This window comes from Cupriavidus sp. R6-3, assembly GCF_059772245.1.
The window spans coordinates 32,785-50,595 of the sequence record NZ_JCBAJO010000014.1 but is presented as its reverse complement, the minus strand read 5'-3'; the positions used below and the strand labels follow the sequence as shown (position 1 = coordinate 50,595).

The window sequence follows — 17,811 nt, the reverse complement described above, 5'->3', positions numbered from 1 at the left end:
CCGGGCCGATGCCGCCCAGCCCCGGACCGCGTTGCGCGCCATCGCGCTGCGGTTGCGGCCATGAGCACGACGGCTGCAACCATGAGCGCGGCGGTCGTCGCCCCGTGTGCAATCGGATCGAGCGTGCGCGGCAGCGCCGGTACGCCATGGCAGTCCGCGGCGACGGCCGGATGGTCGCTGGTCGAGGTGATGGTCGGCCTGCTGCTGGGCGCGCTGGCGAGCAGCGCGGCGGTGACGGCTTGGCTCACCATGCGATCCGCCTATGTCCTGGCCGCCGAGCAACGCGAACTGGAGCAGCGCGGCGGCGCCCTGCTGGAGGCGATTGCCGGGCTGCTGCGCCATGCGGGCTGGCATCCGGCTCCGACCGCCGCCCTGCCTCCGCCGCTGATCGGCCGCGACGACTGCGGCCAGCCGACGCTCGGCGACGCCCTGAGCTGCGGCAAAGCCGGCGTCGCCGGCAGCGATGCGCTGCTGATCCGCTTCGGCGGCGACCATCCGTTTGGCGATCCGGCGGTGCCCGACCGCTACCTGTCCGACTGCAGCGGTTACCCGGTCTCCATCGCGGTGGCCGCTACGGAAACCGCAGGGGCCTCGTCGCCGCAGGCGGCCGGCTACCTGACCGCCAACCTGCTGTACGTGGCCAACGGCGCCGACGGCGAGCCGCAATTGCTGTGCCGCTATCCCGGGCGCCGCGATGGTGGCAGTGGCAGCAGTAGTAGCGGTGGCGGTGGCGGTGGCGGTGGCGGTGGCGGTGGTGGCGGTGGTGGTAGCGGTGGTGGCGGTGGTGGCGGTGGTGGTGTCAGTGGCGGCATTGGGGGCAGCGGCGGCACGACGTGGAGCACGGGCGCACTGGCCCGCGGTGTCGAGACCCTGCAGCTGCGCTATGGCGTCGACCGCGACGGCGACGGCCGCGTCGATACCTTCCTGCGCGCCAGCGAACTTGCCATCGGCGGACCGGATGCGTGGCGCAAGGTGTTGGCCGTGCAGATCGCCCTGGTGCTGCGCAGCGGGGCTGGCATGCCGGGCACGGCCGCGACGCCCTTGCCACTGCTGCCGCCACGCACGACCGGCGAGCAAGGCGACGATATCGCGTTTATGCCCCGCTCCCGGCCCACCGCTTCGCGGCGAGTGTTCGCCACCACGGTGTGGCTGCGCAATGCGCCGTTCTGTGCGGAGTCGACATGCTGAGATTCGAAGACGATGCGATGCCGCCGCAAGCCGCACGCGGCGCCATCACGCTCATTTCCGTAGTCGTGCTGTCGACGATGACCCTCGCGCTGGCCGGCGCGCTGTTCGTGCTGCTCCTGGCCGGACATCAGGCGATCGGCCAGCGGCTCGAGCGCGAGATCGCGTTCCGCGGCGCGGAGGTCGCGCTGCGCGATGGCGAGCGCGATCTGCGCAGCGCAACTGCCGCCATTGCTGGGACTGCTGCGACTACCGCGACTGCTGCGACTGCTGCGACTGCTGCGACTGCTGCGACTGCTGCGACTACTGCAACTGCTGCGACTGGTGCGACTGGTGCCACAGCTGCGACTACCGCCACTACCGCCAACCAAGCGCTCGCCGGCCACAACGATCGCCTCGCCTCATGGCCTGCGCCCGGCCATTGCGGCACGCAGGCGCAGCGCGGCCTGTGCAGCCCTGCCCCCGGGCAGCCCCCGCCGTGGCGGGCTTGGATGGACCAGGCCCTGCCCGCGGACGGCATCGGAGTGCCGATCGGAAACGTAACCGGTGCAATCCTGCCGCTCATCCCGCCGGAGATGGCCGGCGCGACCACCGTGCCGCGCTATCTGATCGAACGGCTGCCGCCGAAAAGCGCCGGCGGATCGGCGCCCGCCGGCGTGCCGGCGCAGCGCTATCGCATCACCGCGCTCGGTCAGGGACGCGATCCGGCCGCGCGCGTCGTGCTGCAGACCGAATGGATCGAACCGGAACGGATCGATCCGCCTTCACGGCGTGGAGCGGCAAGCCAGCCGGAAGGCGGCCGCGTCCGGCGAATCGGTTGGCGCGAACTCGTCCCGCCATATCCGTCATGACGTCATGCCGCGTCATGAGGCCGCCATGAGGCGCCATGAAGCCCATGACCCCTCCATGAGGTGCCGTGACCCTCCAGGGAGCGCCGTCACTCGCGATGACCCTCCGTGACCCCGCCGCCACCGTCCATGACCGCCAACCGCACCGCCGCCTTCACGCTGATCGAGCTGCTGGTCGTGATCGTCATCGTCGCCATCGTCGCCGGCATCGCGGCCACCAGCTGGCATCGGCACCTGCAGCGCAGCTGGCGCGCGCAGGCGCGCACCGCGATGATCGCGGCGATGCTGGACCTGCAGCGCCACGCGATGGCCCGCGGCAGCTTCGCCGACGACAGCGGTCGCGGTCCCGCGGGACGCTGGCCACAGTGGGTCCCGCCGCCGCCTGCGCGTCCGCACTACCGGCTGGCGGCGCTGCCCTGCACCGCCGCCGGCCAGCGCGACGCCGACCTCGACCGCTGCATCGAACTGCACGCCTTCCCGCAATGGCCCGACGTCACTTGCGGCACGCTGATCCTGCGCGGCAGCGGCGAGTGGCTGGTGGAATCGCAGGACCAGGCGGGACCCGTACCATGGCCGGAGGGCTGCTGAGCGTCCGCGGCGGCGAGCGCGGGCGGCACCCCGCACGCTCGGCGGGCGCCACACTGATCGAATGGCTCGCCGCGATGGCGATCACGGCAACGCTGGCCGCTGCCGGCTACCCGTCCTATCGCGACGCGCTGGAGCGGCAGCAGGTGCGCCTGGCCGCCGACCTGCTGGCCGCCTCGATCGAGATGGCGCGCGAATTCGCGCTGGCCAGGCGCAGCACGGTTCTGCTGGCGCCGCAGCCCGGCTTCTCCGACTTCTCGCGCGGATGGCATATCGTCGCGAGGGAGGCCCGGGTGGCGGACGGGGCCACCGGGGCCACCGGGGCCATCGGAGCCACCAGGGCCATCGGAGCCACCAGGGCCAGCGAGGCCACAAGGACCAGCCAAGCCCCCGACGCCCCGGTGCTGTCATCGGTGGGCCTGGCCGCCGCCTGCCTGCGCGTCGCGCTGCGCGCCACCGACGGCGGCCGCGCGCTGCGGCTGGCTCCTGTGGGATACTCTCGGTCGGAACGTGGCGGCTTCTATGCGGCCACCTTTACCCTGCGCTGCGGCCATGCGCAGCGTCAGGTCAGGCTCGGCGCGCTGGGCCGCTTGCGCATCTGTACGCCCGGGCACGACGCCGACTGCGACAGCCGCATCGACAGCGAGCCCTGAGCCGCAGACCGGCCACGACCTTGGCCCGGCATGCCGGGCCGATTTAGCCCGACCGACTTGGCCGACCGACTTGGCCGACCGACTTGGCCCGACCGACTTGGCCGACCGACTTGGCCCGACCGACTTGGCCCGGCCGACTTGGTCCCAACCGAGTCAGCCAGCCCGACCACGCCAGCCACGCCAGTCAAGACAACCGGCAGGAAAACCGCTTACTCATGTTCTCCGAAACCGATCACGCCGCCATGCAGCAGGCCCTCGCGCTCGCCGCGCGCGGCATGTTCATCACCACGCCGAATCCGCGCGTGGGCTGTGTGCTGACCAAGGGCGGCAAGGTGATCGGCGAAGGCTACACGCAGCCCGCGGGCCAGGACCACGCGGAGATCCAGGCGCTGAAGAACGCCGCCGCGCGCGGCATCGATCCCGCCGGCGCGACCGCCTACGTCACGCTGGAGCCCTGCAGCCATTTCGGCCGCACGCCGCCGTGCGCCGATGCGCTGGTGCGCGCCGGCGTCAAGCGCGTGGTCGCGGCGATGGAAGATCCGAACCCCACGGTATCGGGACGGGGCCTGCAGCGGCTGCGCGATGCCGGCATCGACGTGCGCTGCGGCCTGCTGGAGAAGGAGGCGCGCGACCTGAACATCGGCTTCGTCTCGCGCATGACCCGCGGCCTGCCGTGGGTCCGCGTCAAGGTCGCGGCCTCGCTCGATGGCGGCACCGCGCTGCATGACGGCACCAGCCAGTGGATCACCGGCCAGGCCGCGCGCGACGACGGCCATGCCTGGCGCGCACGCGCCTGCGCGATCCTGACCGGCATCGGCACCGTGCGCGACGACGACCCCCAGCTGACCGTGCGCGCCATCGACACGCCGCGCCAGCCGCAGCGCGTGCTGATCGACTCGCGCCTGGAGGTGCCGCTGGACGCGCGCATGCTGACGCCTGACACCGGCGAATTCGCCAAGCCCGTGCTGGTGTTCTGTGCGATCGACGATCGCGCGCGCCGCACCGCGCTGGAGGCGCGCGGCGCCGAAGTGGTGGTGCTGCCCAACGCGCACGGCAAGGTCGAGCTGCGCCGCATGCTCGAGGAGCTAGGCCGGCGCGGCATCAACGAGCTCCATGTCGAGGCGGGCTTCAAGCTCAACGGTTCGCTGATCCGCGAAGGCTGCGCCGACGAGTTGCTGGTCTATCTGGCGCCCCGCCTGCTCGGCGACGCGCAGGGCATGTTCAACCTGCCGCCGCTCGCCCGCCTGCAGGACGCGCCGGCCTTCCGCTGGCACGATGTGCGGCAGATCGGCGACGATTTGCGGCTGATCGCGCGCCGCCATCCTGCGGGCTGAACGGCACGTCTCGCTGCGGGCTGCTAGCATGCCGCTTTGTCCTTGCTCTCTCCTTGCTTTCCCCTTCGCTTTCCCTCCCTGCTGACCAGACCATGTTTACTGGCATTGTGGCGGCCGTCGGCCGCATCGACTCCGTGACGCCGCTGGGCGACCAGAACACCGAAAACGCCGGCGTCCGCCTGCAGATCGACGCCGGGGGCCTCGACCTGTCCGACGTGCAGATCGGCGACAGCATCGCCATCCAGGGCGCCTGCATGACCGTGGTGGCGCTGCAGCCGGGCCGGTTCGATGTCGAGGTCTCGCGCGAGTCGCTGGACAAGACCACCGGCCTCGCGCAGCCCGGCCGGGTCAATCTGGAAAAGGCGCTGCGCCTGGCCGACCGGCTCGGCGGCCACCTGGTCTCCGGCCATGTCGACGGACTCGGCGAGGTCACCCATTTCGCGCCGGTCGGCGAATCGCACGAGCTGCGCGTGCGCGCGCCGCGCGAGCTGGCGCGCTATCTGGCCTACAAGGGCTCGGTGGTCGTCAATGGCGTCTCGCTGACGGTCAACCGCGTGACCGACCACGCCGACGGCTGCGAATTCTCGATCAATCTGATTCCCCATACGATCGAGGTCACCACGCTGCAGGACCTGCGGCCCGGCGCCAAGGTCAATCTGGAGATCGACCTGATCGCCCGCTATGTGGAGCGGATGCTGAGCGCCGACGGCAAGCTGGGCTGAACGCCCGCTGGCGGGCACGCAGGGCTGCCGGGGCCGGATTGCCCCGTCCATCGGCGGGCCCATCCCTCGTCCATCTCCTGGCTATCCCCCGGGCCATCCCCGAGGGCCATTCCCGGGCCGGCTCCGACCGGGCGCCTCGGGCCAACCCAGCCCCCGGCGCCCCTTGCCCCCGGCCCGCATCGCGTACAATGCCGGGTTAAACCGCGCGCCGCCCCGGCGCGCCGCAGTCGCCTCACGGGCCTCGCCCGGGGCCGCCCCGCCAGACTTTCCTTTGCCTACCTCATGACGATCGCCCCAACCGAAGACATCATTGCCGAGATCCGTGCCGGCCGCATGGTTATCCTGGTCGACGAGGAAGACCGCGAAAACGAGGGGGATCTGGTGCTGGCGGCCGATTTCGTCACGCCCGAGGCCATCAACTTCATGGCCAAGTACGGCCGCGGCCTGATCTGCCTGACGCTGACGCCCGAGCGCTGCCGCCAGCTGGAACTGCACCCGATGGTCAGCCGCAACGGCACCCCGCACGGCACCGCGTTCACGGTGTCGATCGAGGCGGCCGAGGGCGTCACCACCGGCATTTCGGCGGCCGACCGCGCCCGCACCGTGCAGGCCGCCGTCGCCCGCGACGCCAAGCCGAGCGATCTGGTCCAGCCGGGCCACATCTTCCCGCTGACCGCCCAGCCCGGCGGCGTGCTGATGCGCGCCGGCCATACCGAGGCGGGCTGCGACCTGGCCGCGCTGGCCGGCGTGACCCCGGCCGCGGTGATCTGCGAAATCATGAAGGACGACGGCACCATGGCGCGCCTGCCGGACCTGATCGAATTCGCCGAGCTGCACGGCCTGAAGATCGGCACCATCGCCGACCTGATCCACTACCGCAGCCGCACCGAATGCATCGTCGACCGCGTCGGCGAGCGCACCATGCAGACCCCGTACGGCACCTTCCGCAGCATCGCCTACCGCGACAAGCCCAGCGGCCACGCCCATCTGGCGCTGATCAAGGGCGACCCGCAGCGCGACCGCGAGACCCTGGTGCGCGTGCACGAGCCGCTGTCGGTGCTGGACCTGCTCGAGGTCTCGCGCACCACCCACTCGTGGACCGTGCCGGCCTCGCTGGAGGCGATCGGCGCGGCCGACAGCGGCGTGATGGTGCTGCTGAACTGCGGCGACAGCGCCGAGCGGCTGTTCGCGCAATTCAGCGCGCTGGACGAGCCGCAGACCCGCGCCCCGCGCAAGCCCGACCTGCGCACCTACGGCATCGGCGCGCAGATCCTGCGCGATGTCGGCGTCGGCAAGATGCGCGTGCTGGCCTCGCCGCGCAAGATGCCCAGCATGACGGGCTACGATCTCGAAGTGACCGGCTACCAGCCGATGAACGGCGACGACGACTGAGCGTCCCCCCCCCAATACCGGCGGCCGGCCCATCCCGGGCGCGGCCGCCCACCGAACCCTGGAGAACGATATGGATCACGGTTTCTACCCGAGCAACCTGGACGGCGAAGGCCTGCGCATCGGCATCGTGCAGGCGCGTTTCAACGAGCCGGTCTGCGACGAGCTGCGCGAGGCCTGCGTGGCCGAGCTGGAAAAGCTGGGCATCGAAGGCGAAGACACGCTGGTGGTGACGGTGCCCGGCGCACTGGAAATCCCGCTGGCGCTGCAGAAGATGGCCGAGAGCGGCCAGTTCGATGCGCTGATCGCGCTGGGCGCCGTGGTGCGCGGCGAAACCTACCACTTCGAGCTGGTTTCGAACGAGTCGGGCGCGGGCATCACCCGCGTCGGCCTGGACTTCAACCTGCCGATCGCGAACGGCATCCTGACCGTCGATACCGACGCCCAGGCCCATGCACGCACCCGCGAGAAGGGCCGCGACTGCGCCCGTGCCGCGGTCGAGATGGCGAACCTGGTGGCGGCGCTCGATTCGCTGCGCGGCCAGGACGACGAGGACGAGGACGACGATGAGTGATGCAGCACAGGGCGGCAAGCCTGCCGCCAAGTCCGGCCGCTCCGACGCCAAGGCGCCGCCCAAGAGCGCGCGCCGCCGTTCGCGCGAACTGGCGCTGCAGGGCCTGTACCAGTGGCTGCTGAACCGCAACGACATCGGCGCGATCCAGGCCCATCTGCACGACGCCCAGGGCTTCAACAAGGCCGACCGCGAGCATTTCGACGCGCTGCTCAATGGCGCCGTGCGCGAGGAAGAGCGGCTGACCGCCGCCTTCTCGCCGTTCCTGGACCGCACCGTCGAGGAACTGTCGCCGGTCGAGCGCGCCGCGCTGCTGATCGGCAGCTACGAGCTGGTGCATTGCATCGACATCCCGTACAAGGTCGTCATCAACGAGGCCGTCGAGCTGACCAAGACCTTCGGCGGCGTCGAGGGCTACAAGTACGTCAACGGCGTGCTCGACAAGGTTGCCGCGCAGGTGCGCGCCACCGAGGTCGCCGCCCGACGCTGACCGGCGCCCCGCCCCGCGGCATGCGCCGGACCGACACCCGCCCAGGCGGGTGTTTTCATTTCCGGCGATGATCGCGGGAGTGCGCCACACCGCGCCGGACCGCACCGCCCCGCGCCACGACGGCGCACCGCCTTACCCACCGATTCCAAGTTACCGCCATGGACCCACAGCGCCTCGCCACTGCCTCCCGCCTCGCCAATATCCGCGCCTTCCACGTGATGGAACTGGCCAAGCAGGCCGCCGAGCTCGAACGTGCCGGCCGGCACATCATCCATATGGGCATCGGCGAGCCCGACTTCACCGCGGCCGAGCCGGTGATACGGGCGGCGGAAGCGGCGATGCGTCGCGGCGTGACGCAATACACCGGCGCGCTGGGCATCCACGCGCTGCGCGAGGCGATCGCGGGCTACTACAAGACCGCCTACGGGCTCGATATCCCGGCCCGCCGGGTGATCGTCACCGCCGGTGCCTCCGGCGCGCTGCTGCTCGCCTGCGCGGTGCTGGTGGAGATCGGCGCCGAGGTGCTGATGCCGGACCCGAGCTATCCCTGCAACCGGCATTTCGTCGCGGCCTTCGACGGCGTCGCCCGGATGATCCCGAGCGGCCCGGAGGCGCGCTTCCAGCTGACCGCCGACCAGGTGCGCGAACACTGGGGCGAAGCCACCCGCGGCGTGCTGCTGGCCTCGCCGTCGAACCCGACCGGCACTTCGATCCTGCCCGACGAGCTGGATCGCATCCTCGCCGAGGTGCGGCAGCGCCGGGGCTTTGCCATCGTCGACGAGATCTATCAGGGGCTGTCGTACGACGGTCGGCCGGTGTCGGCGCTGTCGCTCGACGACAATGTCGTCACGGTCAACAGCTTCTCCAAGTACTTCAACATGACCGGCTGGCGGCTGGGCTGGCTGGTGGTGCCGGAGGCGCTGGTGGCCGACTTCGAGAAGGTCGCGCAGAACCTGTTCATCTGCGCGTCCGCGGTGGCCCAGCACGCGGCGCTGGCCTGCTTCACGCCCGAGGCGCTGGCGATCTACGACGAGCGCAAGGCCGAATTCCAGCGCCGCCGCGACGCCATCGTGCCCGCGCTCGAAACGCTGGGCTTCGGCGTGCCGGTCAAGCCCGATGGCGCCTTCTATGTCTACGCCGACTGCCGCGGCGTCCAGCACCCGGCCGCCGGCGATGCGGACCGGCTGACGCAGGCGATGCTGCACGATGCCGGCGTGGTGCTGGTACCCGGCCTGGACTTCGGCCCGCATACCGCGCGCGAGTACATCCGCATCTCGTACGCGACATCGATGGCCCACATCGAGGAAGCGATGCGGCGGCTCGGCAAGCTGTTCGGGAAATAGAGACAGCGATAGCGATAGGGCAATCGCGACGGCGGGCCATCGAGCCCGCCAAAACAGCCCGCCAAAACGAAAGCGGCGCAGCCAACCAGGCTGCGCCGCTTTTCTTGACCGCGCGCTTTCGACCGCGCGCCTTCTACCATGCGCGGACCCGCCGCGCCGGCATCAGGCCTTGCGGGGCGTCTGCGCCGCCTCCAGCTCGAACTTCTCCGGCTCGGGCGTATGCTCGGCCTGCGTCTTGGTCGACGACGGACCCGGCAGCGACTCGGTCGCGTCCGGCGTCGCCGCCGGCGCGTTGCCGCGGATGCCCAGCACCTGGCGCAGCTTCGCGCGCTCGGCCAGCACCTTGGCGCCGTAGCCGCCATCGGTGGCCGTGGTGGCGCCCACGTAGTACTTCAGGCCGCCTTCGATCGAACCGGCGCGGGCGATGCAATCCTTCAGCACCAGCGCACCGATCTTGATGTTGGCGTAAGGATTGAGCGCGGCCGCGACGCCGCCGACGTGCTCGTACTTGTCCTGGTGGACCTTGGTCATGACCTGCATCAGGCCCTGCGCGCCCACGCCGCTCTCCGCGTACGGATTGAAGCTGGACTCGATCGCGATCACGCCCAGGATCAGCAGCGGATCAATACCGACCTCGCGGCCGGTCAGATAGGCGGCCTTGACCAGTTGCGCGGTCGCCTGCGCGGCCACGCGGTACTTGCGCGCGATGTACTCGGCCACCGCGGCCTGTTCGCGCGCGCTGGCCAGCGCGCTGCTGTAGCGCGCGTCCAGGGCCACGCGCTGGGCCGGGATACGGGCCGCCAGATGGGCGACCGACGGCACCTTCGACTGGCTGGCATTGGCCCACTCGCCGACGCCCGACACGCTCGGCAGACCCACCCCCGCCACGGCCGGCACTGCGGCGCCGCCTGCCGGCACCGCTGGCACCTTCACCGCCGGCAGCAGCTTGGCGGCCGCCACGTCGGCCGTGCTGGCATGCACCGGCGCCGACGCGGTCGCCGCCTCCAGCAGGATGGCGGGCGCCTCGTTGCCGGCCAGCATGCCGGCCAGCGCGGTGCGCCATTCCTGGCTGACCGACAGCGAAATACCGGCCACTACCGCGATCAGACCCGCGCTGTTCAGCGCGTATTTCAACGTTGCGCGACCGCTGCGCAGTGCGCGGCCCGCGACCGGATGCGCGAGACGAACCTGCAGGGCACGCCGCACACCGGGAACCGGTTGCCTGAAGCGGACCTGCAACGCCCGCCCGACACCGGGAAGATGAAGGGTTTTCCAACCACTCATGCTTACCTCCATGCGCCGCCGGCTCCCGGTCCTGCAGGGCATTCGCCCACGCATGGCCGTCCACTGGCAACGTAGTCAAGTAAGGATGTCGCACCGCCTTGCAGGGGCGATCGGCATCTGTTGTTGGTGGGCGCTCCCCAAGCGCCCAGCGATTAGCAGAGGAGGCTCTTGGGGTAGCCTGCCCTGCTGCGAAGACTCAAGACGCGCCGGTCATTGCCGGCGGTGATCGGAGGGACCTCCCTTGTAGCGGTCCGCTCTGGTTGATCCAACGTGGTGATCTGCGTTACACCCCTTGACAGGATCGAAAAGTTCGTTGTTGCAACGCAGCACACCTTTGAGCAGACGCGATTGTAAAAACCGTTTTATATCGAGTCAAGAATTAAAGAACGAAAAACAATTCCTTTTTGTTATAACGGATCCCCGCTACGGTGGGGTGAAAGAATCACTCAGCTGGCCGCAATCGTAGTGCTGGCCTAGGCTGTCCGGCCCTGCTCGTCCGCCTGTCTTTCAAAAAAACTTACAATTTGCCGGTACGCTGTGCCGCAAAATTTTTCTTCCGAAGCGGTCGAATATGGACCGCACTTCACTCAGATTGACGCTCCGACGAGCGTGGCGCTCTCGCCGCGCCCCTCGCCCAACCACAAATTCCTGATGCAATACAAAGACTTGCGCGATTTCATCGGTCAACTCGAACAGCAGGGCGAGTTGCGGCGCATCGCGGCGCCGGTGTCGCCCGACCTCGAAATGACCGAGATCTGCGATCGCCTGCTGCGTGCCGAAGGGCCCGCCGTGCTGTTCGAGAAGCCCGCGCGCGCCGCCACGGCAGCCGGTGAGGCGATTTTCGACATGCCGGTGCTGGCCAATCTGTTCGGCACGCCACGCAGGGTCGCATTGGGCATGGGCGCGGAATCGCTGGCCGATCTGCGCGACATCGGGCGCGTGCTGTCTGCGCTGAAGGAGCCCGAGCCGCCGCGCGGCCTGCGCGAGGCCGGCAAGCTGTTCACGCTGGTCAAGTCGGTCTGGGACATGGCACCGAAGAAGGTGTCGAGCCCGGCCTGCCAGGAGATCGTCTGGGAGGGCAATGACGTCGACCTGGCGCGCCTGCCGATCCAGAAGTGCTGGCCCGGCGACGCCGCGCCGCTGATCACCTGGGGCCTGGTGGTGACCAAGGGCCCGCACAAGAAGCGGCAGAACCTGGGCATCTACCGCCAGCAGGTGATCGGCCGCAACCAGGTCATCATGCGCTGGCTGGCGCACCGCGGCGGCGCGCTGGACTTCCGCGAGCACGCATTGGCCAATCCGGGCAAGCCGTTTCCGATCGCGGTCGCGCTGGGCGCGGATCCGGCCACGATGCTCGGCGCGGTGACGCCGGTGCCCGATACGCTGTCCGAATACCAGTTCGCCGGCCTGCTGCGCGGCAGCCGTACCGCGCTGGCCGGCTGCCTGACGCCGACGCTGTCCGAGCTGAGCGTGCCGGCCTCGGCCGAGATCGTGCTCGAAGGCCATATTCAGCCCGACCCGACGCATCCGTCCGGCTACCAGCACGCGCTGGAAGGTCCGTTCGGCGACCACACCGGCTACTACAACGAGCAGGACTGGTTCCCCGTCTTCACCATCGACCGCATCACGATGCGGCGCGATCCGATCTATCACTCGACCTACACCGGCAAGCCACCCGACGAGCCGGCCGTGCTCGGCGTCGCGCTCAACGAGGTGTTCGTGCCGCTGCTGCAGAAGCAGTTTCCCGAGATCACCGACTTCTATCTGCCGCCCGAGGGCTGCAGCTACCGGATGGCGGTGGTGCGCATGAAGAAGCAGTACGCCGGCCACGCCAAGCGGGTGATGTTCGGCGTCTGGAGCTTCCTGCGGCAGTTCATGTATACGAAGTTCATCGTGGTGGTCGACGACGACGTCGACGTGCGCGACTGGAAGGAGGTGATCTGGGCGATCACCACGCGGGTCGACCCGACGCGCGATACGGTGCTGGTCGACAACACGCCGATCGACTACCTCGATTTCGCCTCGCCGGTGTCGGGGCTCGGCTCCAAGATGGGCATCGACGCCACCGACAAGTGGCCCGGCGAAACCACGCGCGAATGGGGACGTCCCATTCAGATGGATGCGGCGATCAAGACCCGTGTCGACGGCATGTGGGAGACGCTGTTCGAACGGCCGCCCGGCGGTTGAGGGCCGAGGGCCGAGGGCCGAGGGCCGAGGGCCGAGGGCCGAGGGCTGAGGGCTTCAGGGCGTGAGGGCTTGAGGTGCCCGAGACCCTGAGCGTCCGGCGCCCTCCGGCGTCCTGGACGCGGCCGCCGCCATCCCCCGCTATCATCTGCAACCAGAACCGATTACAGGAGACCACGATGGCCAATGCGCTAGACCGAATCCAGGACCGTGCCCTGGTCCGCAGCCAGTCCTATGTCAACGGCGAATGGGTCGGGGCCGACAACGGCACCACCTTCCCGGTGATCGACCCGGCCAACAACCAGGAACTGCTGCAGGTCGCCAACCTGGGCGCCGCCGAAACCGAGCGCGCGATCGCCGCCGCCGAGGCCGCCTGGCCGGCCTGGCGCGCGAAGACCGCCAAGGAGCGTGCCAACCTGATGCGCCGCTGGTTCGATCTGCTGATCGCCCACGCCGACGACCTGGCCGCGCTGATGACCGCCGAACAGGGCAAGCCGCTGGCCGAATCGAAGGGCGAGGTCGTCTACGGCGCGTCCTTCATCGAGTGGTTCGCCGAGGAAGCCAAGCGCGTCAGCGGCGACGTGCCGGCCTCGACCTGGGCAGACAAGCGGATGGTGGTGCTGAAGCAGCCGATCGGCGTGTGCGCGTCGATCACGCCGTGGAACTTCCCGATCGCGATGATCACGCGCAAGTGCGCGCCCGCGCTGGCCGCCGGCTGCACCATCGTGGTCAAGCCGGCCGAGCAGACGCCGCTGTGCGCGCTGGCGATGGCCGAACTGGCGCACCGCGCCGGCATCCCGGCCGGCGTGATCAATATCGTCACCGGCGATGCCGACCAGTCGATCGCGATCGGCAAGACGCTGTGCGCGTCGCCGGTGGTGCGCCATCTGTCCTTCACCGGCTCGACGCCGGTGGGCCGCATCCTGATGGGGCAATGCGCGCCGACGGTCAAGAAGATCGCACTGGAGCTCGGCGGCCACGCGCCCTTCATCGTGTTCGACGATGCCGATATCGATGCCGCTGTCGAAGGCGCGATCGCGTCCAAGTACCGCAATGCCGGCCAGACCTGCGTCTGCACCAACCGCTTCTATGCGCACGAGTCGATCTACGACGAGTTCGTCGCCAAGCTGGCGCGGCAGGCCGAAGGCCTGCGCGTGGGCAACGGCTTCGACGCCGGCGTGGCGCAGGGTCCGCTGATCGACGACCAGGCGGTGCAGAAGGTGCGCCAGCATATCGACGACGCGACCTCGCGCGGCGCCCGCCTGCTGACCGGCGGCAAGCTGGTGGAAGGCCTGGGCTCGGGCCGCTTCATCGCGCCGACCGTGCTGGCCGACGCCACCCCCGAGATGCTGATCTCGCGCGAGGAAACCTTCGGCCCCGTGGCGGCCGTGTTCAAGTTCCGCGACGAGCAGGAAGCCGTGGCGCTGGCCAACGCCAGCGAGTTCGGCCTCGCCTCGTATTTCTACAGCCGCGATATCGGCCGCGTCTGGCGCGTGGCCGAGCAGCTCGAATACGGCATGGTCGGCATCAACACCGGCCTGATCTCGAACGAGGTGGCCCCGTTCGGCGGCGTCAAGCAGTCGGGCCTCGGCCGCGAGGGCTCGACCTACGGCATCGACGAGTACCTGGAACTGAAGTACCTTTGCCTCGGCGGCATCTGACCCGTCCGACCGCCTCGCGGGCGCCGACGGCGCCCGCCCCCACCCCTTGAGCCATCCCGGTCCCGCGCAGCCATCGGCACGCGGGCGCAAACAACAAGGCAGAGGAGGAGACATGACGACGCTGGAAGAAGGCAAGCTGGTCTGGACGCCGTCGCCCGCGGTGCGCGAGCGCGCGCGGCTGACGGCCTTCATGCGATGGCTGCGCGAAACGCGCGGCCTCGCGTTCGACGATTACGACAGCCTGTGGCGCTGGTCGGTCACCGACATCGAGGCCTTCTGGGACGCGATCCGCGCCTACTTCGATGTCCGCTTCGACACGCCGGCCCGCCAGGTGCTGGCGCGCCGCGAGATGCCGGGCGCGCGCTGGTTCGAGGGCGCCAGCCTGAACTATGTGCAGCAGGTCTTCCGCCATGCGGGCGAAGGCGCGGCGCGCCAGCGCGCCGCGATCCGCCATGCCGGCGAAGCGCAGCCGCTGGCCGAACTGAGCTGGGACGCGCTGGAGTCGCAGGTCGCGGCATTGGCGCATACGCTGCGTCGGCTGGGCGTCGGCCGCGGCGACCGCGTGGCGGGCTATCTGCCCAACATCCCGCAGACCATCGTCGCCTTCCTCGCCACCGCCAGCGTCGGCGCGGTCTGGTCCGGCTGCGCGCCGGACATGGGGCAGGTCGCGGTGGCCGACCGCTTCCGCCAGATCGAACCGAAGGTGCTGATCGCCGTGGACGGCTACCGCTACGGCGGCAAGGCCTACGACCGCGCGCCGGTGGTGGCGCAGCTGGTCGACGCGCTGCCGTCGCTGACCGACCTGATCGTGGTGCCGCTGCTGGGAACGCCGGACGAGATACCGACCACCGCGCTGGAAACTGCGCGGGCAACTACGCTGGAAACTGCGCCGGAAAGCGCCCCGGGCAAGGCGAGCGCGCTGCGCCGCCATCGCTGGCAGGACGCACTGGCGCACGACGTGCCGCTGCAGATCGACAGCGTGCCGTTCGACCATCCGCTGTGGATCGTCTATTCGTCCGGCACCACCGGCATGCCCAAACCCATCGTGCACGGCCACGGCGGCATCGTGATCGAGCAGCTCAAGCTGATGGCGTTCCACAACGACCTCGGCCCGGACGATGTCTTCCACTGGTACAGCAGCAGCGGCTGGATCATGTGGAATGCGCAGGTGGCCGGGCTGCTGCTCGGCAGCACCATCGCGATCTATGACGGCAATCCGGCCTGGCCCGACGCCGGCGTGCTGTGGCGCTTTGCGGAAGCCGCCGGCATCACGGTCTTCGGCGCCGGCGCGGCGTTCTTCACGGGCGGCATCAAGGCCGGCGTGGTGCCGTCGCGCGAGGCCGACCTGAGCCGCCTGCGCGGCATCGGCTCGACCGGCTCGCCGCTGCCCGCGGAAGCCTACGACTGGATCTACCGCAACGTTCGCGACGACATCTGGCTGGCGCCGATGTCCGGCGGCACCGACTTCGCGGGCTCCTTCGTCGCCGGCTGCCCGCTGCTGCCGGTCTACGCCGGCGAGATGCAATGCCGCTGCCTCGGCGCCAAGGTCGAGGCCTTCGACGAGGCCGGCCACGCGCGGATCGACGAGGTCGGCGAACTGGTCTGCACCGAGCCGATGCCCTCGATGCCGCTCTACCTGTGGGGCGACACCGACGGCAAGCGCTACCGCGACAGCTATTTCGATACCTACCCCGGCGTCTGGCGCCACGGCGACTGGATCAAGATCACCTCGCGCGGCGGCGCCATCATCTACGGCCGCTCGGATGCGACCATCAACCGGCACGGCATCCGCATGGGCACCAGCGAGCTGTACCGCGTGGTCGAGGAACTGCCCGAGGTGCTCGACAGCATGGTGGTCGACCTCGAATATCTCGGCCGCGATTCGTACATGCCGCTGTTCGTCGTGCTGCGCGAAGGCATCGCGCTCGACGACAGGCTGGTCGACACGATCCGCGCGCGCATCCGCGAGGCGCTGTCGTCGCGGCACGTGCCCAACGCGATCCTGCAGGTGCCGGGCATTCCGCGCACGCTGTCGGGCAAGAAGATGGAGGTGCCGATCAAGAAGCTGCTGCTGGGCCACGACCCGGACAGAATCGCCAACCGCGACGCGATGGCCAATCCGGACACGCTGGACTGGTACTTCGATTACGCGCGGCGTTACCTGAGCGAGACCAGCGCCGCGACGGCCTAGCGCATCGAGGGCGGGCGGGCCGTGCCTTGCCGCGCCCTCCCGCACCCTGCCCTGGCCAGCCCCGCCGCGCCGCGCCTGCAGCGCCGAGCCCTTTCGTGGCCGTGCCCTGCCGTGCCGGTATCATGCGCCATCGCCCCGCCCGTTTTATCGCACGACCATGCCCAGCACTCCGAGGTTTCGCTACCAGGACCAGGACCTGATCCGCATCGGCCACGAGCACAACGCCCTGCTGCTCGCGCCTTGGGCCGGCGGCCGCCTGGTGCGCTGGATCCATCGCGGCACCGACATCCTGTACTGGCCCGACGACGCCGACTGGTCGCGCCCGGCGAAGATCCGTGGCGGCAATCCGCTGCTGTTTCCCTTTATCGGCCGCCATTTCGTCGACGGCCAACCGGGCCAATGGCGCGATCGCAACGGCGTGGTCCGTGCCATGCCGCAGCACGGCTTCGCGCGCGACCTGCCGTTCGAGATCGCAGCGTGCGATCCGGCGCGTTCGATCACGATGGCGTTGACCGATTCGGACGCGACCCGCGACGCCTATCCGTTTTCGTTCCGCTTTGAAGCGAGCTACCGGCTGCTGGAAGACGGACTCGAGGTCGCGCTGGTAGCGCGCAATACCGGCACCGAGCCGCTGCCCGTCTATGCGGGACACCACTTCTATTTCGCCGTGCCGCACGCCCTGCGAGGCCGGTGCCGATTGGCGATGCCGCCGGCCGAACGGTTGCGCCAGCGCGCCGACGGCAGCCTGACCGCGACCGAGCCCGGCGAAGGGGTCTACGCGCTCGACGACCCGCGCTTGCAGGACACCTTCCACCGCTTGCATGCGCCCGTTGCCGGAACGTGCGAGCTGGCGATTCCATCGGGCGAGGGCAGCGGCACGGGCCGCACGATCCGCATCGATCTCGAGGCCAACCGTGGGGCCGTCCCCTGGGAGGCCGTCACGACCTGGAGCGAACGCGAGGATTCGGACTTCTATTGCGTCGAGCCGTGGCTGGCCCTGCCCGATGCGATTCATCGGCCAGGAGAAACGCGATGGGTCGCGCCTGGCGACAGCACCGAAGCCGTTTGCCGGCTGCTTCCGACCTAGCCGCCTTGCGCGCGCAGCCGGATCGCGCATAAAATGGCCGCCTCACGCGGGCGTCGTATAATGGCTATTACCTTAGCTTCCCAAGCTAAAAACGTGGGTTCGATTCCCATCGCCCGCTCCACTTCGACTTTCCAGGGCGTTCCAAGGACGTCCATGGAGTGTTGCAAGTCATTGTCACTATTCGACTTTTTCAGAATCTTCGATCCAGTGACGTCCAGCGAAATCCACTGACAGCCGGTCCAAACTGGTACAAAAAGTGGCCCAAACAATGCGCGAGCTTCCCT

Annotated in this window: 15 protein-coding genes and 1 tRNA gene; 15 read left to right on the top strand and 1 reads right to left on the bottom strand. The window is 69.5% G+C overall.

The window, feature by feature from the left end; translation table 11 throughout:
• Positions 1-60 precede the first annotated feature (60 nt).
• The 10 genes from AC6EI8_RS04905 (at position 61) to AC6EI8_RS04860 (ending at position 9,120) form a co-directional block, all read left to right on the top strand.
• Entirely contained in the window at positions 61-1,188 is a 1,128-nt protein-coding gene (locus AC6EI8_RS04905; protein WP_498381420.1) for a PilW family protein, read from the top strand.
• The gene (locus AC6EI8_RS04900) at positions 1,182-2,036 is read left to right on the top strand and encodes a hypothetical protein (protein WP_498381419.1); all 855 of its coding nucleotides are present in this window, start codon (positions 1,182-1,184) and stop codon (positions 2,034-2,036) included. Before AC6EI8_RS04905 ends, AC6EI8_RS04900 begins: the two co-directional genes overlap by 7 nt.
• A gap of 126 nt (positions 2,037-2,162) precedes the next feature.
• Complete coding sequence (locus AC6EI8_RS04895; RefSeq protein WP_226108353.1) at positions 2,163-2,621, top strand: prepilin-type N-terminal cleavage/methylation domain-containing protein; 459 nt, start codon at positions 2,163-2,165, stop codon at positions 2,619-2,621.
• On the top strand, positions 2,603-3,271 hold the full coding sequence (locus AC6EI8_RS04890) for a pilus assembly protein (protein ID WP_498381418.1): 669 nt from the start codon (positions 2,603-2,605) through the stop codon (positions 3,269-3,271). The genes AC6EI8_RS04895 and AC6EI8_RS04890 overlap by 19 nt, the downstream gene beginning before the upstream one ends.
• A gap of 215 nt (positions 3,272-3,486) precedes the next feature.
• A complete protein-coding gene (ribD, locus tag AC6EI8_RS04885) occupies positions 3,487-4,605 on the top strand; it encodes a bifunctional diaminohydroxyphosphoribosylaminopyrimidine deaminase/5-amino-6-(5-phosphoribosylamino)uracil reductase RibD (protein ID WP_149317777.1) in 1,119 nt (372 codons plus the stop codon).
• A 92-nt stretch (positions 4,606-4,697) separates the two neighbouring features.
• Positions 4,698-5,327, top strand: a complete 630-nt coding sequence (locus tag AC6EI8_RS04880) for a riboflavin synthase (protein WP_498381417.1) — start codon at positions 4,698-4,700, stop codon at positions 5,325-5,327.
• Between the two features lie 282 nt (positions 5,328-5,609).
• The gene (gene ribBA / locus AC6EI8_RS04875; protein WP_149317775.1) at positions 5,610-6,719 is read left to right on the top strand and encodes a bifunctional 3,4-dihydroxy-2-butanone-4-phosphate synthase/GTP cyclohydrolase II; all 1,110 of its coding nucleotides are present in this window, start codon (positions 5,610-5,612) and stop codon (positions 6,717-6,719) included.
• 70 nt (positions 6,720-6,789) lie between these two features.
• Entirely contained in the window at positions 6,790-7,290 is a 501-nt protein-coding gene (gene ribH / locus AC6EI8_RS04870) for a 6,7-dimethyl-8-ribityllumazine synthase (protein ID WP_149317774.1), read from the top strand.
• Positions 7,283-7,777 (top strand): transcription antitermination factor NusB, encoded by a 495-nt coding sequence (gene nusB, locus AC6EI8_RS04865; protein ID WP_149317773.1) that lies wholly within the window; start codon positions 7,283-7,285, stop codon positions 7,775-7,777. Before ribH ends, nusB begins: the two co-directional genes overlap by 8 nt.
• Positions 7,778-7,935: 158 nt before the next feature.
• On the top strand, positions 7,936-9,120 hold the full coding sequence (locus AC6EI8_RS04860) for a pyridoxal phosphate-dependent aminotransferase (protein WP_498381416.1): 1,185 nt from the start codon (positions 7,936-7,938) through the stop codon (positions 9,118-9,120).
• Between the two features lie 162 nt (positions 9,121-9,282).
• Here AC6EI8_RS04860 and AC6EI8_RS04855 read toward each other — a convergent pair whose 3' ends face one another.
• Entirely contained in the window at positions 9,283-10,404 is a 1,122-nt protein-coding gene (locus AC6EI8_RS04855; RefSeq protein ID WP_149317771.1) for a lytic transglycosylase domain-containing protein, read from the bottom strand.
• A gap of 651 nt (positions 10,405-11,055) precedes the next feature.
• Here AC6EI8_RS04855 and ubiD point away from each other — a divergent pair.
• The 5 genes from ubiD (at position 11,056) to AC6EI8_RS04830 (ending at position 17,648) form a co-directional block, all read left to right on the top strand.
• Complete coding sequence (gene ubiD / locus AC6EI8_RS04850) at positions 11,056-12,591, top strand: 4-hydroxy-3-polyprenylbenzoate decarboxylase (RefSeq protein ID WP_265633318.1); 1,536 nt, start codon at positions 11,056-11,058, stop codon at positions 12,589-12,591.
• 176 nt (positions 12,592-12,767) lie between these two features.
• On the top strand, positions 12,768-14,249 hold the full coding sequence (locus AC6EI8_RS04845; protein ID WP_265633317.1) for an NAD-dependent succinate-semialdehyde dehydrogenase: 1,482 nt from the start codon (positions 12,768-12,770) through the stop codon (positions 14,247-14,249).
• Between the two features lie 112 nt (positions 14,250-14,361).
• Positions 14,362-16,440 carry an acetoacetate--CoA ligase gene (locus AC6EI8_RS04840; protein ID WP_498381415.1) on the top strand — a complete coding sequence of 693 codons (2,079 nt, stop codon included), beginning with the start codon at positions 14,362-14,364 and terminating at the stop codon, positions 16,438-16,440.
• A 157-nt stretch (positions 16,441-16,597) separates the two neighbouring features.
• Positions 16,598-17,527 (top strand): aldose epimerase family protein, encoded by a 930-nt coding sequence (locus AC6EI8_RS04835; RefSeq protein WP_265633315.1) that lies wholly within the window; start codon positions 16,598-16,600, stop codon positions 17,525-17,527.
• 46 nt (positions 17,528-17,573) lie between these two features.
• Positions 17,574-17,648, top strand: a tRNA-Gly gene (locus tag AC6EI8_RS04830).
• Positions 17,649-17,811 lie beyond the last annotated feature (163 nt).

What these genes read in the sequence shown, in the direction of transcription:
- AC6EI8_RS04905 (WP_498381420.1), top strand. Translation starts at nt 61, where the DNA reads ATGAGCACGACGGCTGCAACCATGAGCGCGGCGGTCGTCGCCCCGTGT.
- AC6EI8_RS04900 (WP_498381419.1), top strand. Translation starts at nt 1,182, where the DNA reads ATGCTGAGATTCGAAGACGATGCGATGCCGCCGCAAGCCGCACGCGGC.
- AC6EI8_RS04895 (WP_226108353.1), top strand. Translation starts at nt 2,163, where the DNA reads ATGACCGCCAACCGCACCGCCGCCTTCACGCTGATCGAGCTGCTGGTC.
- AC6EI8_RS04890 (WP_498381418.1), top strand. Translation starts at nt 2,603, where the DNA reads ATGGCCGGAGGGCTGCTGAGCGTCCGCGGCGGCGAGCGCGGGCGGCAC.
- ribD (WP_149317777.1), top strand. Translation starts at nt 3,487, where the DNA reads ATGTTCTCCGAAACCGATCACGCCGCCATGCAGCAGGCCCTCGCGCTC.
- AC6EI8_RS04880 (WP_498381417.1), top strand. Translation starts at nt 4,698, where the DNA reads ATGTTTACTGGCATTGTGGCGGCCGTCGGCCGCATCGACTCCGTGACG.
- ribBA (WP_149317775.1), top strand. Translation starts at nt 5,610, where the DNA reads ATGACGATCGCCCCAACCGAAGACATCATTGCCGAGATCCGTGCCGGC.
- ribH (WP_149317774.1), top strand. Translation starts at nt 6,790, where the DNA reads ATGGATCACGGTTTCTACCCGAGCAACCTGGACGGCGAAGGCCTGCGC.
- nusB (WP_149317773.1), top strand. Translation starts at nt 7,283, where the DNA reads ATGAGTGATGCAGCACAGGGCGGCAAGCCTGCCGCCAAGTCCGGCCGC.
- AC6EI8_RS04860 (WP_498381416.1), top strand. Translation starts at nt 7,936, where the DNA reads ATGGACCCACAGCGCCTCGCCACTGCCTCCCGCCTCGCCAATATCCGC.
- AC6EI8_RS04855 (WP_149317771.1), bottom strand. Translation starts at nt 10,404, where the DNA reads ATGAGTGGTTGGAAAACCCTTCATCTTCCCGGTGTCGGGCGGGCGTTG.
- ubiD (WP_265633318.1), top strand. Translation starts at nt 11,056, where the DNA reads ATGCAATACAAAGACTTGCGCGATTTCATCGGTCAACTCGAACAGCAG.
- AC6EI8_RS04845 (WP_265633317.1), top strand. Translation starts at nt 12,768, where the DNA reads ATGGCCAATGCGCTAGACCGAATCCAGGACCGTGCCCTGGTCCGCAGC.
- AC6EI8_RS04840 (WP_498381415.1), top strand. Translation starts at nt 14,362, where the DNA reads ATGACGACGCTGGAAGAAGGCAAGCTGGTCTGGACGCCGTCGCCCGCG.
- AC6EI8_RS04835 (WP_265633315.1), top strand. Translation starts at nt 16,598, where the DNA reads ATGCCCAGCACTCCGAGGTTTCGCTACCAGGACCAGGACCTGATCCGC.